This window comes from Deinococcus sp. AJ005, from assembly GCF_009017495.1.
GTDB lineage: Bacteria > Deinococcota > Deinococci > Deinococcales > Deinococcaceae > Deinococcus.
On record NZ_CP044990.1, the window covers coordinates 124,850 to 137,500 of the forward strand.

Genomic DNA, 12,651 nt, shown 5'->3' on the forward strand with positions numbered 1-12,651 from the left:
ATCTGCGCCGCTACCTAATCCAGGGGCGGCGCATTTCCCTGCCCATCGCCCTACAATCCCTGGCGTGTCTCCCCGGTTGCGCGGCGTTCTTCTCTTAATTCTGGTGACGGCGGTGTGGGGCAGCACCTTCGCGGTGGTCAAGACCCTGGGCGAGCTGTTGCCCCCGGCCGAACTGATCGCGTGGCGGTTCCTGATCGGCTTTGTGGCCCTGCTGCCTGCAATGCTCATTCGAGGCTGGGGCCTGCGGCGGCGACGTGCGGATCAACCCGCACCCGCTGCTCTGCCCCGATTTTCGTGGAAGGACGGTTTATGGCGCGACGGCCTGCTGCTGGGCGCGTGGCTGATCGCGGGCTACGGCACCCAGACCATTGCCCTGCAAACCACCACCGCCAACCGGGCCGCGTTCTTTACCGCCCTGAGCGTGGTCCTGGTGCCGCTGTGGCTGGTCTTCGCGCAGCGCCGCCGGATGCCGCTGCCGCTGTTGGCTGCGCTGCCGCTGGCGGTGCTGGGGCTGGCCCTGCTGTCCTGGGAAGGCGGCGCGTGGGTGGTGGGCGACGCCTGGGCGCTGGCCTGCGCTGTGACCTACGCGGGCTTTATCATCACGCTGGAGCGGCTGTCGAACCGGCATGCGGCGCTGCCGTTCACGCTGGCGCAACTGGCCGCCGTAACACTGCTGGGCTGGCTGTGGGCGGCTGTGGCCGGGGATGTGGGCTGGCCGCCCGCCGCCGCCTGGGGGCCGCTGCTGTACCTGGGCATCGTCGCCACCGCCCTGACCACGCTGCTGCAAACGGTGGGTCAGCGCACCGTCAGCGCCGCCGAGGCCAGCCTGATCTACGCGCTGGAGCCGGTCACGGCCACCCTCTTCAGCTTCCTCTTAATCGGCGAGCGGGTGGGCCTGCGCGGCGCAATGGGCGGCCTGCTGGTGGTGGGCGGCACGGTTCTCAGCCAGCGCAGTGGGGGAGAGGCCCGCCCGGAAACACCCGCGCCGCTGGCGAAATAGAGACGGGTAAAAAAGAGCTACTGCCGCCGTGTCTGATCGGGAATCAGCAGCGTTCTGAGGGCCAAGTTGCCGCCCCACACCCCGCGCAGGCTGTTCTGAAGCGCGGAGTTCCGCACCGCTTCGTAGATGGCAGGCGGCATATTGACCGAGGGATAGACGCCCGTGGTCCCGGCGGGGGTGACGCGCAAGTCCAGCGGAAAGCCCAATGCCACGGTGGCGATCAGCACGCCGCCCAGCGCCAGACCGCCCACGCCCCCGGCCAGCAGGTGCCAGGGCTGTTCGGCGGCGTGCGGCAGCAGGCGCACGATCATCACGGCGCAGCCCAGGCCCAGCAGCAGCGCGGCCACCGTGGTCACCAGTGGGCCGCCCAGCGAGGCCACCAGAAAGCAGATGGTCACGCCCAGCCCTCCCCAGGCCAGACCGGCCAGACCGCGACGTGCCCCCAGCGCGGTCATCACGGCCAACAGGGTCACCAGCAGGGCATCAAACCAGGTCATCACGCCCATCAGTGTAGCGGGGCAGTCCTTACAGATTGTTTTCAGAGCAAGGCGGAGGGGGTGGGATGGAATATCTGCCATGCCGGACGCTGCTGGGGTGACCTTTCCCCTGCGTGTGTGCCTCCCGCTGGGTTGGTCCGAAGCGGAGGCCAAAGGTAGGTTCCCTTCCTCATCTGAGCTGCGGCCTGCCCTACACTGCCAACCATGTCTGTGATCCGTGTCCTGTTGGTCGATGACCACGCGCTGTTTCGCCAGGGCCTCCGCAGCCTGCTGGAGTCCGAGGGCATGCGCGTGATCGGCGAGGCCGCCAACGGGCGCGAGGCCATCCGTTACGCCGCCGATACCCACCCCGACGTGATCCTGATGGACATCCAGATGCCTGAGCTGGACGGCGTCAAGGCCACCCAGAGCATCCTGGAAATCGATCCGAATGCCAAGGTCATCATGATCACCATGTACCGCCAGGACCGTTACGTGTTCGAGGCGGTCAAGGCCGGGGCACGCGGGTACATCCTCAAGGACGCCGACGCCACCACGCTGCTGGACGCCATCAAGCGGGTGGCCGGGGGAGAGGCGCTGTTGGACGCCGACATGGCCCAGAACGTCCTCGACGACTTCCGCGACAAGCGCGAGGAACTGCCCAGCGAGAAGCACGCGGACCTTAACGAGCGCGAGACCATGATTCTCAAGCTGCTGGCCCAGGGCTTTTCCAACCAGGACATTGCCCTGCGCCTGGACATCTCCGAGAAGACGGTCCGCAACCGCCTGTCGGAAATCTTTACCAAGTTGCAACTGAACAACCGCACGCAGGCTGCCCTGTACGCCATCCGCGAGGGCATCGCCAACCTTGACTGAGCGGCGCAGGCGGGGTGGGAGAGAGGCCGGACCGGTGACCTTTCAGGCCGGATGTCTGCGCCAGTGGGTGCTGAACAGCGCAGAGCCTGATCTGGCCTACACCGAGCAGGCTTTTCCCGAGTGCCCCGCCTGCCCCCACCGTGTCGAGCCGGAGGGCGGGCCGCCTTTTTGCACGTTGCGTCCGGTGAATACGCCGCACCCCTTCGCCGCGCTGGCCGGACTGAATCTGCCGGAGTAGCGGGCGGGAGCCGGGACACCTCCTGGCTTCACTGCCCTTTCCCCAGCCTGCTAAATTTCTCCGCATGACCTCTCCCTTCCTGTCCGATCTCCGCGCCCAGGGTTACGTTGGAGAGGTGGGACTGCGCGTCTGTGACCTGCTGGGCCGCGAACTCTTTGCCCTGAACCCGGAGCGCGTCTTTCCGGCGGCCAGCACCATCAAGGTGCCGCTGCTGATCCTGGCGCTGCACTGGGCGCAGGCGGGGCGGCTGGATCTGGAGTCGCGGGTCACGCTGGAGGCCATTGACCGGGTCTCCGGCGCGGGCGTGTTGCACGAGCTGGAGCCGGGGCTGGCCCTGAGCTGGCGCGACGTGCTGACTTTAATGATCATCGTCAGCGACAACACCGCCACCAATCTGGTGATCGGGCGGCTGGGCGTGGACGCTGTGAACGACTGGCTTACCACGCATGGCTGGACCGAGACCCGGCTGGTGGGTAAATTGCAACTGCCACCTGAGGAACGCAACGCCGCGCAACTCCGGGGCGAACGCAACCGCACCACCGCTGCCGACCAGACCGACCTGCTGGGCCGTCTGGTGCGGGGCGAGTTGCTGGACACAGCCCACACGGCGCACGCGCTGAACATTCTGGAACGGCAGCAGTTCCGTGACCTGATCGGGCGGGGGCTGCCGCGCGCGGAGAACGGCGAACACCTGTACAGTCTGGCCAGCAAGAGCGGCGAGCTGGACGGCGTTCACCATGACGTGGGCGTGCTGTACACCCCGCGCCCGCTGGTCATCGCCCTGCTGACCCAGGGGGGCACCGACCGCCGCGAACTGCCCGGCAACCGCGACGTGAATCTGCTCTCGGGGGCGCTGTGGCCGCTGCTCTCGGCGCTGGGAAAGGTCTACGGATAGGGGACATTTAACCGTCCGGTCAGGCGCATCATAAAGCTCGCCGGAGTGTCGCCTGATGATGTGTGCTGGAGCGGTGCAGAGTGCGGCGCAGACGGTATCAACAGCCGCTGAGGACGCCACGGGTGCATGCTATGCTTCCCATCGATTCGGCTCAGATTTGAAGCTCATCGGCACAAGCCCAAGGATGGCGCAGCATATCCGGCCATTTCATGCGTGAGGGAGAAAGAACGTGGAGAGAAACGACGCTGTAATGCCCTGGGTCGCCATCGTGTGCGCGGCCATCATGTGGATTCTTTTGCTTTTCCTGTTCAATAAGGAAACCGCGCCGGAACCCGTCACCGTTGATCCGGCCATCGTGGCGAACATCAGCAAGGAATATCCGACCATCGGCAAGGAGCTGTACACCTCTGCCGGTTGCGTGGGCTGTCACGGCGCGCAGGGTCAGGGCGTGGTGGGACCGGCGCTGGCTGGAGACGCCAAGATTCTGCGCGATCCGGTGTACGTGCATAGCATCCTGGTCAACGGCAAGGGGGCCATGCCCGCCTTCGGCGAGAAGCTCAAGGAAAACGAGATCTACGCCGTCGCCAACTACATCCTGAACGAGTGGGGCAATAAGGAGCCGGAATTGCTGACCCCGGCCACCGTTGCGGCGGGCCAGAACAAGATTGATCCTGCTGTCCTGAAAAACCGCAGCCGCTTCGTTCCCGAGGACATCAAACTCCCCGAGATTTTTCTGGCCACTTTCATCATGGTGCTGCTCACCTACGGCCTGATCGGTCTGTACAGCGTCTGGGCCGAGGGCACCGAGTTGCACCCCGGCATCCACAAGGTGCGTTCCACGCCGATTGCCATGCTCAGCATGGTCGTGACCCTGGGCTTGACCCTGCTGTTCAGCGTGCTGTTTGCCCGTCAGATGGTGATCGATTACGCGGGCTGGGGCGCCAAGGAACCCGTGATGCCCAACGTGACCGCCGAGGGCTTCTACGCCGCCATGATCATCCTGCTGCTGGCCGTGGCCATCGGACTGTACAAGAAGTTCTTCATGGACGGCGAGGTGCTGGTAGAAGATGCCAGCGGCGAATTCCCCTGGTAATCCTTCCAACATTCCACTTCCTTTCCTAGAGAGGTTTCAACCATGACCCGTTACCGCAAGCAGGATCCTGAAATCACCCGCCGCCGTTTTATCAACGCGGCCATGGGCACCACCGCCACCGTGGGCATCGTCAGTCTGGTGGGCGTGCTGGGCACCGCCAACCCGATCTTCCGCCTGACCCGCGACAAGATGCCCCCTGTACCCGGCGACATTCTGGTGCACGCCGCCGCCAGTCAGGAAGGTAACCCGATCAAGGTCAGCGAGCTGAGTGAGCAACTGGTCCGTGCCTGGCCGATGGGCAAGGCGGAGGATGGCTCGCCGCTGATCCGCAAGGGTGACCCCAACAACGTGCTGTGTGTCTTCCGCTTTCCCAAGGGCCAGATCGTGGCCCCCACCAACCTGGAAGCGACCATCGACGGCGAGATCGTGGCCTACAGCGACATCTGCACCCACGCGGGTTGCTCGGTGGCCGATGATGACCAGAGCGTGGGCGACATGAAATGCCCCTGTCACTCCGGTCAGTACGATCCCAAGCGCGGCTGCAAGGTGATCGGTGGTCCGCCTCCGCGTCCACTGGCGCAACTCCCGATCAAGATGGACGGCGACAATCTGGTGGTGGGCGACTTCTTCTTGGAATTTCCGTACCCCTTCTTGACCGAGCAGGAATGGCAGGCCCGCATCACTGCCGTCAAATCACAGCTCGCATGAAGTCCGCCCCTGCCCACAGCAGGCCCGTCCCCAGTCAGCACAAGGAGAACAGCGAATGAACCAGTGGCTCGACGAACGCCTGAACATCTCGCGCCTGAACGACAAGTTCCTGCGTAAAGCCTTTCCTGTTCACCACAGCTTTTTTCTGGGTGAAATCACACTGTTTAGCCTGATCATTCTGATCATCACCGGGATCGTGCTGGCGCTGTCCTACGAACCCAGCAACAGTCTGGTGGTCAACTCCTTCGATCCGGGCACCACCGCCAAGCCCAATATGTTGCCGGCGGCCTATCACTCGATCCTCAAGCTCAATGCCATGCCCTTCGGGGACATGCTGCGCCGGATTCACCACTGGATGGCCAATATCATGGTGGCCGCCGCCGTCATTCACATGATGCGGATCTACTTCACCGGGGCGTTCAAGAAACCGCGTGAAATCAACTGGTGGATCGGTCTGTTGCTGCTGATCTTTGCGGCCCTGACTGCGGTGACCGGCTACATCCTGCCCTACGACAACTACTCCTACAACACCGTCAAGGTGGTTTACGGCATCGCCGCCTCGATTCCCTGGATCGGCACCTGGCTGGCGCAGGCCGCGTTCGCGGGGAACTTCCCCGGCGACGGCATCATTCCGCGCATCTACGGCTACCACATCATGTTGCTGCCTGGCATCCTGCTGGCCCTGACCGGCGCGCACATGCTGCTGATGATCAAGCAGAAGCACACCCAGCCGCAGTATGCCAAGCGGCTTGCGTACAAGAAGATCGTCGGTGTGCCGTTGCTGACCCAGCAGACCCCGATCATGCTGATGCTGACGCTGCTGTTTGCCGGGATCGTGATCCTGTTCGCCGCCTTTATCCCGGTCCACCCCTCCGAGTTCTTCGGGCCGCCCAGCACCACCCCGATCAACAACATCAAGCCCGATTGGTATCTGTTGTGGGTCTTCGGTGCGCTGGCCATCATTCCCAGCTTCGAGTTCGATATCTTCGGCGGCTTTATCGGCTCCGAGTTTGTCGGCGCGATCCTGCTGCCCACCGTGGTCATCGGTGTCATGTTTGCCGTGCCCATGCTGGACCGCAGCAAGGACATGAACTACTACGCTGAGAACCCCACCAACCATCCGGTGCGGCTGGCGATAGGCACAGCGTTCATGGCCATGTTGCTGGTGATGTCGGTGGCCGGGTACAAGCCGGACCTGATCAGTGCCAACGTGCTGACCACGGCCAACGCCAACACCGTGCTGTGGATCCTGCTGTTCGCGGTGCCCATCGCCACCTACTTCGCCACCATCGGCATCGTGCGCGGTATCCGTTCCCTGCGTGAAGCCGATGAGCGCGAGTCGATGGCCCACGCCGCCGCCGCTGACGACTGAGTAGCGCTCACTTTTTTAACCGCCCCGGCCCTGTGCTGAGGCGGTTTTTCATATGTCTCCTGCTTATGCTGTGTGGGTGAATGATCTTGCCGTCTATCTGGCCGCCGAAGCCCGCCGTCTGGGTCTGGAATCAGATGCCCCGGAACATGCCCCGCCAGAAGCCGTGCAAACCTTTGCTCAACTCGTCCTGCATGAGCTGGCGGCGCTGGGCCTGATCCAGGGGAACGAGGAACTGGGCTGCTGGGCCGCGCCGCGCCCGGGTGGTCACTGAAGGCATGAAAAAACCGCCCCACGGGGAGGCGGCTGGAAGGTGCATGAAGTTGGAGGAGAGGTATTTAAGCCTGAACGCGGTTACTGGGCCGAATCACGGCTGGCTGCTCGCCGTCCTCGCGGCTGCCAGCGGCGTAACCCACCTGCGCGCCGAATTGCCAGGCCAGCTTGATCATGAACTGGATGGCTTCCTCGTCGTGGTTCTGGATCAGTTGCCGCAGATGTTCGGGTAAGCCTTCGGGCAGTGGCATGGCCCCGAGCTGCTCGTTGTACTCGGTTCGAAGCTGCTCGAACCACTCGGCGTAAGGGTTCGTCATGGGATCCATCTTAACATGACCACACTCAAGGAATGTAAGCGAGAGTGATGGTTTTGGCAGGACTAGGCGCAACGGAGACTGGAATCTGGGGAGCGGTCTGGCGCCCCCTTTCAACCCACCCTGTCCTCCGTTCACTTTGCTTTCCGGGCACCTTTTTATTGTTCCAATGGTGTTAGGATTCACGCATGACGGCGATCTCCCACTCTGAAACCCACGGTGACATGGCTGAAAAGCCCATGACCATCAGCGAATTTGGCGCGCAGAAGGCTCTGGGCATCATCGGCCAGAGCGGCAAGGAAAATGCAGGCGTGCGCGTGTTTATCAAAAGTGGTGGCTGTAGCGGTTACCAGTACGGCATGGCCATCGACGACCGCGAACTGGAAGGCGACACCATCGTGCATGACCGGGGCGTCAAGCTCCTGGTGGACCACATGAGCCTGTCGCTGTTGCAGGGCAGCGAGGTGGACTTCGTGGAGAACATGATGGGCGGCGGCTTCACGGTCAACAACCCCAACGCCACCAGCTCCTGTGGCTGTGGCCACTCCTTCCGCACCGACAGCGGCCAGTCGCCCGATGGCGAGGGCAGCAGCGGCTGCGGCAGCCACTAGGTCAGCGCTGCTCTCAACATTCCAATCCAACAAAGGCCGGAACCCTGTGTTCCGGTTTTTTGTCATCTATGCGGAAGGTCTGGTGGAATGCACGATTTTTAGTGTTCCATCTGTCTCGGGAAATAGAATCGCCAGACACGGGCACGCTTGTCGCCGCGTTACTCTTCTGCCCGAATCTGCAATTGAGGTGGCCCCATTGCAGACATTGCGCTTGACACGGCTTCATGCCGCCCTATACTGACGCTCATCTACACAGTTTGAGGCCGTGATTGGCCTGCCCAATGGTTCTGGAGGCGTTCATGAAAGAAGTGTCCCTGAAGAAGATTCTGACCCTTTCCGCTCTTTTGCTGGTGCCTGCGGTCCTGGCTCCGGCGCTGGCTGGGCCGTCTAACAACAGCCTGGTCGTCGGTACCTCGCAGGAACCGCCGAACATCTACGATCCCTGGGTCACCAACAACCTGGCGATCAGCACAGAGATCAACAACTGGATGGGCGCGGGCCTGACCGGTCTGGACAACGCCGGTAAGCTGTACGCCGACATGGCGACCACCGTCCCCACGGCGGCCAATGGTGGCTACAAGCTGATCAAGGATGCCAGCGGCAAGGTCACCGGCAACAGCCTGACCTACACCATTCGTCCGGATGCCAAGTGGAGCGACGGCTCACAGATTACGACCGCCGACTTCGAGTTCTGGCTGATGGTGCAAAACGACGACCGTGTGCCCGTGCCGGACCGTTACCCCTACGAGAACGCCAAGATCACGCGCGGCGCGAACAACAAGACCTTTACCATCACCTTCAATCCACCATATCTGTTTGCTGATCAGGCCGGTGCGCCTGGCGTGGCCCCCTCCGCCTCGATGAAAGCTGGCTGGGACGCCTTCAACGCGGCCACCAAGGGCCAGAAGCCCAGCGACGCGGTCAACGAGCAGTGGATCAAGTTTCTCAACCAGTACACCACCTCCAATAGCCTGCCCAAGGTAGTGGCCGGACCTTTCAAGCCCACCGCGTGGCGGCCCGGCAACAGCCTGACCATGACCCGCAACACCAACTACTGGCGCAAGCCCAGCGGCGGCGAGAGCAAGTACGTGCAGACCGTGACCTACCGCTTTATCCCCAACACCAACACCCTCAAGGTCAACGTGCTGTCAGGGCAGGTAGACGCGCTGGCGACGGTGGGGCTGTCTTTCGATCAGGCCATCGATCTGCAGCGCGGTCAGCGCAAGTTCAGCACCTACTTCGTGCCCGGGTCGGTGTGGGAGCATATCGACATCAACACGCGCGGTCAGAAGGCCAAGGATCTGCAACTGGACACTCCTGGCATTCGTCAGGCGCTGCTGTACGCCATTGACCGCCCCAGTCTGGTCAAGGCGCTGTTCCAGGGCAAGCAGCCCGTATCCAACGTCTTTATCAACCCGCTGGCGACGGTGTACAAGAAAGACGTCGAGGAGTACAAATTTGATCCGGCCAAGGCCAAAGCGCTGTTCGCCGCCGCAGGCTGGACCCCAGGCAGCGACGGCATTCTGCAAAAGGGTGGCAAGAAATTCAGCCTGAACTTCGGTACCACGGCGGGCAACAGCGTGCGCGAGCGCGTGCAGCAGATCTTGCAGGCACAGTGGAAAGCTGTGGGCGTGCAGGTCAACATCCAGAACTACCCGTCCAGCGTGTTCTTCGGCGCAGATTTCCTGTCCAAGGGCGAGTCGGGCAAGTGGGACCTGGCCATGTACGCCTGGACCAGCAACCCCATCTTCGAGGAAGGCGACCTGTTCAAGGGTTCGGGCGTGCCCACCGAGGCCAACGGCTACGCCGGGCAGAACAACTCCGGCTGGATCAATGCCGATTACGACAAGTTGCAGGCCCAGGCCCGCACGGATTTCGTTCCGGCCTCGCGCAACAAGCTCTTTGACCAGATGCAGGTCATCTGGGCCAAGAACGTGCCGTCGCTGCCGCTGTACTACCGCGTGAACCCGTACATCCAGGCCAACGGGCTGGCCAATTACGACTTCAGCGCCTACACGCTGTACCCCACCTGGGACGCCTACCGCGTGGGCTGGACCAGCAAGGGCGCAGTCTCGGCCCACAAGCAAAAAGAGTAGTCCCGGGAAGAGGGCGCACGCCGCCTGAACTCCGAGGACCGGGGAGAGGATGCGCCGCACACTGGCCTTCCTCTCCCTCATCTGTATGCCCTGCGCTCCACGCTTTCCTAAAGGACGGTCCCCCTATGGCAACCTACGCCCTGCGCCGGATCTTGCAGATGATTCCGCTGCTGCTGCTGATCAGTCTGGTGATCTTCGGCCTGACCGCCCTGCAACCCGGCGACCCGGTCGATCAACTGATCTTCGGCAACCCGCGCATCACCCCCGAGGACATCGCCCGGCTGCGCGAGGCTTACGGCCTGAACACGCCCTGGCCGGAGCGCTACGTATCATGGCTGATGCGCGCCTTCCAGGGCCAGTTTGGCTACTCGCGCGATTTCGGCATTCCGGCCACGCAGTTCATCTTCACGCAGCGCCTGCCCAACACGTTGCTGCTCACCATCCCGGCGCTGGTGATCAGCACATTGATCGCCGTGCCGCTGGGCATCTATTCGGCCATCCGGCAATACAGCCCGGTGGACAACATTCTGACGTTCCTGAGCTTCGTGGCTTTCAGCGCACCCGTGTTCTGGATCGGCGTGATGGCGCTGTATCTGTTCGCGGTGTACCTGCCGCAGGTCACGGGTGGAGTCATCGCGCTGCCGCCTGGCGGTCTGGGCAACCTGACACCCGACGACGGGTTCTGGCCGTTCTGGCTGGACCGCCTGAAATACCTGATCCTGCCGCTCTCCATTCTGATGTTCCGCGAGATCGCCTCGGTCAGCCGCTTCATGCGGGCCAGCTTTCTGGAAGTGATCGGACAGGACTTCGTGCGGACCGCCAAGGCTAAGGGGCTGCCCAACCGCTCGGTGATCTTCAAGCATGCACTGCGAAATGCCCTGATCCCGATTGTGACCATCCTGGGCCTGTCCATTCCGGGCCTGTTCGGGGGCGCGGTCCTGACTGAAACGGTGTTCTCGTGGCCGGGCATGGGCCGCGCGCTTCTGGACTCGCTGGTCAGCAAGGACTTCAACGTGGTGATGCTGTGCCTGATGCTGTTGGCCATCCTGACCGTGGTCTTTCAGCTCCTCGCCGATCTGGCCTACGCCCTGGTCGATCCCCGGATTCGCTACTCGTGAGGCTCCCAGCCCTGAGATTCCAGCCGTGAAGGTGGCCCTCCCATGACAATCACTGCGCCCGCCCCGCCCGCCGAGAAAAGTTACTCCTCCCTTCAGATGTCCATGCGCCGGTTGCGGCGTCACAAGGCGGCCATGATCAGTCTGGCCTTCATCGTGTTCGTGGTGCTGGCGGCCATCCTTGCGCCGCTGATCGCCCCCCACGATCCCAACACGCAGGATCTGAGTGGCTTTTTCGCTCCGCCCAGCTCTAGTTTCCCGCTGGGCCAGGACGAACTGGGCCGCGACGTGCTGTCCCGCGTGATCTACGGCAGCCGCATCAGTCTGGTGGTGGGCTTTTCGGTGGCGATCATCAGCTCGCTGCTGGGAACCCTGATGGGTCTGGTGGCTGGCTTTTTCGGGGGCCTGACCGACTCGGTGATCAGCCGCTTTATTGAATTCATGCTCAGCTTGCCCACCCTGCCGCTGCAATTGGTGATCTCGGGGCTGTTTGCCAGCAGTGACGCGCCGTTCATTACCAACCTCCGCCAGAACCTCGGCTCCTCGGCCAGCGTGGTGATCATCATTTCCATTTTCGCCATCTTCGGCTGGATGGGCACCGCCCGACTGGTGCGCGGCGAGGTGCTGCGCCTCAAAAATCTGGAGTACGTGGACGCCGCCCGCGCGCTGGGCGCCACCAACAACCGTGTGATGTGGCGGCATCTGGCCCCCAACATGCTGGGCATTATTGTGGTCAGCGCCACCATCGACATCGCCGGAGCGATTCTGGGCGAGGCGGCCCTCAGCTTTCTGGGCTTCGGCATTCAGCCCCCCGTCTCCACCTGGGGGAACATGCTCAGCAACGCGCAGGAAGTGGTTCTCAGTTACCCCTGGCTGCCCTTCTACCCTGGGCTGGCGATCCTGTTCACCGTGCTGGCCTTCAATTTTCTGGGTGATGGTCTGCGCGACGCCTTCGATCCGAAAAGCCGCCGCTAGACTCGACGCGCATGGCCGCAGCCGGAGGAAACTCCGTGCCTGCGGCTTTTTTCGTCTCGCCAGTCCCTTTTCCCGTATGCTGGACGCATGATCGTCCTCGGCATTGATCCCGGCCTCGCCAATCTGGGCCTTGGTCTGGTGGACGGCAATGTCCGCAAGGCCAGGCACCTGCACCACGTCTGCATTACCACCGAGAGTGCCTGGGTCATGCCCCGCCGCCTGGCCTACATCCACAGCGAGGTCAGTCGCCTGATCGAGACATATCAGCCGGAAGCCGTCGCCATCGAGGACCAGATTCTGCGCCGCCAGGCGGACGTGGCCTTCAAGGTGGGGCAGGCGTTCGGTGTGGTGCAACTGGCCTGCGCCCAGGCAGGGGTGCCCGTGCATTATTACGGTCCCATGCAGGTCAAGAAGTCGCTGGTGGGATCGGGCCGCGCCGACAAGGAGCAGGTCATTTACATGGTCAAAGCGTCGCTGGGCGTGCGCGAACTGTTCAACAACCACGCGGCGGACGCGCTGGCGCTGGCGCTGACGCATTTGGCCCACCAGCCGATGCAGGCCGCCGCCGCCCGGCTGGCCCGCGCTTAACCGTCTTAGCGAATGCCTGCTGCC

At 63.0% G+C, this 12,651-nt stretch carries 16 protein-coding genes (1 of these 16 running past the window's edge); 14 read left to right on the forward strand and 2 right to left on the reverse strand.

Annotated features, from left to right (window positions below; all coding sequences use genetic code 11):
* Positions 1 to 64 precede the first annotated feature (64 nt).
* Positions 65 to 1,000 carry a DMT family transporter gene (locus DAAJ005_RS02590; protein ID WP_151845761.1) on the forward strand — a complete coding sequence of 312 codons (936 nt, stop codon included), beginning with the start codon at positions 65 to 67 and terminating at the stop codon, positions 998 to 1,000.
* Between the two features lie 17 nt (positions 1,001 to 1,017).
* Here the strand turns inward: DAAJ005_RS02590 and DAAJ005_RS02595 are convergent, their stop codons facing one another.
* Entirely contained in the window at positions 1,018 to 1,497 is a 480-nt protein-coding gene (locus DAAJ005_RS02595) for a hypothetical protein (RefSeq protein WP_151845762.1), read from the reverse strand.
* A gap of 210 nt (positions 1,498 to 1,707) precedes the next feature.
* On the opposite strand from DAAJ005_RS02595, the gene DAAJ005_RS02600 reads away from it, so the two are divergent.
* From DAAJ005_RS02600 to DAAJ005_RS02630, 7 genes are all read left to right on the forward strand, one after another.
* Positions 1,708 to 2,352, forward strand: coding sequence for a response regulator transcription factor (locus DAAJ005_RS02600; protein WP_075831251.1), 645 nt, complete (start codon positions 1,708 to 1,710; stop codon positions 2,350 to 2,352).
* 34 nt (positions 2,353 to 2,386) lie between these two features.
* Positions 2,387 to 2,590 carry a hypothetical protein gene (locus DAAJ005_RS02605; protein ID WP_226342534.1) on the forward strand — a complete coding sequence of 68 codons (204 nt, stop codon included), beginning with the start codon at positions 2,387 to 2,389 and terminating at the stop codon, positions 2,588 to 2,590.
* A 64-nt stretch (positions 2,591 to 2,654) separates the two neighbouring features.
* Positions 2,655 to 3,485 (forward strand): serine hydrolase, encoded by an 831-nt coding sequence (locus DAAJ005_RS02610; RefSeq protein WP_151845764.1) that lies wholly within the window; start codon positions 2,655 to 2,657, stop codon positions 3,483 to 3,485.
* Between the two features lie 250 nt (positions 3,486 to 3,735).
* Positions 3,736 to 4,578 (forward strand): cytochrome c, encoded by an 843-nt coding sequence (locus DAAJ005_RS02615; RefSeq protein ID WP_151845765.1) that lies wholly within the window; start codon positions 3,736 to 3,738, stop codon positions 4,576 to 4,578.
* 42 nt (positions 4,579 to 4,620) lie between these two features.
* Positions 4,621 to 5,286, forward strand: coding sequence for a ubiquinol-cytochrome c reductase iron-sulfur subunit (locus DAAJ005_RS02620; RefSeq protein WP_151845766.1), 666 nt, complete (start codon positions 4,621 to 4,623; stop codon positions 5,284 to 5,286).
* 55 nt (positions 5,287 to 5,341) lie between these two features.
* On the forward strand, positions 5,342 to 6,658 hold the full coding sequence (locus DAAJ005_RS02625) for a cytochrome bc complex cytochrome b subunit (protein ID WP_075831241.1): 1,317 nt from the start codon (positions 5,342 to 5,344) through the stop codon (positions 6,656 to 6,658).
* A 76-nt stretch (positions 6,659 to 6,734) separates the two neighbouring features.
* The gene (locus DAAJ005_RS02630; protein ID WP_226342535.1) at positions 6,735 to 6,929 is read left to right on the forward strand and encodes a hypothetical protein; all 195 of its coding nucleotides are present in this window, start codon (positions 6,735 to 6,737) and stop codon (positions 6,927 to 6,929) included.
* 64 nt (positions 6,930 to 6,993) lie between these two features.
* Here the strand turns inward: DAAJ005_RS02630 and DAAJ005_RS02635 are convergent, their stop codons facing one another.
* Complete coding sequence (locus DAAJ005_RS02635) at positions 6,994 to 7,245, reverse strand: DdrH (RefSeq protein WP_151845768.1); 252 nt, start codon at positions 7,243 to 7,245, stop codon at positions 6,994 to 6,996.
* A 185-nt stretch (positions 7,246 to 7,430) separates the two neighbouring features.
* On the opposite strand from DAAJ005_RS02635, the gene DAAJ005_RS02640 reads away from it, so the two are divergent.
* The 6 genes from DAAJ005_RS02640 to DAAJ005_RS02665 form a co-directional block, all read left to right on the forward strand.
* Positions 7,431 to 7,853 (forward strand): iron-sulfur cluster assembly accessory protein, encoded by a 423-nt coding sequence (locus DAAJ005_RS02640; protein ID WP_075831243.1) that lies wholly within the window; start codon positions 7,431 to 7,433, stop codon positions 7,851 to 7,853.
* Between the two features lie 299 nt (positions 7,854 to 8,152).
* Complete coding sequence (locus DAAJ005_RS02645; RefSeq protein ID WP_151845769.1) at positions 8,153 to 9,949, forward strand: peptide ABC transporter substrate-binding protein; 1,797 nt, start codon at positions 8,153 to 8,155, stop codon at positions 9,947 to 9,949.
* Between the two features lie 125 nt (positions 9,950 to 10,074).
* Positions 10,075 to 11,067: an ABC transporter permease gene (locus tag DAAJ005_RS02650; RefSeq protein ID WP_151845770.1), complete on the forward strand. Its 993-nt coding sequence runs from the start codon at positions 10,075 to 10,077 to the stop codon at positions 11,065 to 11,067.
* A gap of 42 nt (positions 11,068 to 11,109) precedes the next feature.
* Positions 11,110 to 12,039, forward strand: a complete 930-nt coding sequence (locus tag DAAJ005_RS02655) for an ABC transporter permease (protein WP_151845771.1) — start codon at positions 11,110 to 11,112, stop codon at positions 12,037 to 12,039.
* A gap of 87 nt (positions 12,040 to 12,126) precedes the next feature.
* Positions 12,127 to 12,627 (forward strand): crossover junction endodeoxyribonuclease RuvC, encoded by a 501-nt coding sequence (gene ruvC, locus DAAJ005_RS02660; protein WP_075831247.1) that lies wholly within the window; start codon positions 12,127 to 12,129, stop codon positions 12,625 to 12,627.
* 12 nt (positions 12,628 to 12,639) lie between these two features.
* On the forward strand, positions 12,640 to 12,651 hold the start of the coding sequence (locus DAAJ005_RS02665; protein WP_192930832.1) for a PrsW family intramembrane metalloprotease. It continues 741 nt past the right edge of the window; 12 of the gene's 753 nt are visible here — the first part of the coding sequence; it begins with the start codon at positions 12,640 to 12,642; the stop codon falls past the right edge of the window.

Coding starts and splice junctions, on each gene's coding strand:
- DAAJ005_RS02620 (WP_151845766.1), top strand. CDS start 4,621: ATGACCCGTTACCGCAAGCAGGATCCTGAAATCACCCGCCGCCGTTTT.
- DAAJ005_RS02625 (WP_075831241.1), top strand. CDS start 5,342: ATGAACCAGTGGCTCGACGAACGCCTGAACATCTCGCGCCTGAACGAC.
- DAAJ005_RS02615 (WP_151845765.1), top strand. CDS start 3,736: ATGCCCTGGGTCGCCATCGTGTGCGCGGCCATCATGTGGATTCTTTTG.
- ruvC (WP_075831247.1), top strand. CDS start 12,127: ATGATCGTCCTCGGCATTGATCCCGGCCTCGCCAATCTGGGCCTTGGT.
- DAAJ005_RS02640 (WP_075831243.1), top strand. CDS start 7,431: ATGACGGCGATCTCCCACTCTGAAACCCACGGTGACATGGCTGAAAAG.
- DAAJ005_RS02655 (WP_151845771.1), top strand. CDS start 11,110: ATGACAATCACTGCGCCCGCCCCGCCCGCCGAGAAAAGTTACTCCTCC.
- DAAJ005_RS02610 (WP_151845764.1), top strand. CDS start 2,655: ATGACCTCTCCCTTCCTGTCCGATCTCCGCGCCCAGGGTTACGTTGGA.
- DAAJ005_RS02645 (WP_151845769.1), top strand. CDS start 8,153: ATGAAAGAAGTGTCCCTGAAGAAGATTCTGACCCTTTCCGCTCTTTTG.
- DAAJ005_RS02635 (WP_151845768.1), bottom strand. CDS start 7,245: ATGACGAACCCTTACGCCGAGTGGTTCGAGCAGCTTCGAACCGAGTAC.
- DAAJ005_RS02595 (WP_151845762.1), bottom strand. CDS start 1,497: ATGACCTGGTTTGATGCCCTGCTGGTGACCCTGTTGGCCGTGATGACC.
- DAAJ005_RS02650 (WP_151845770.1), top strand. CDS start 10,075: ATGGCAACCTACGCCCTGCGCCGGATCTTGCAGATGATTCCGCTGCTG.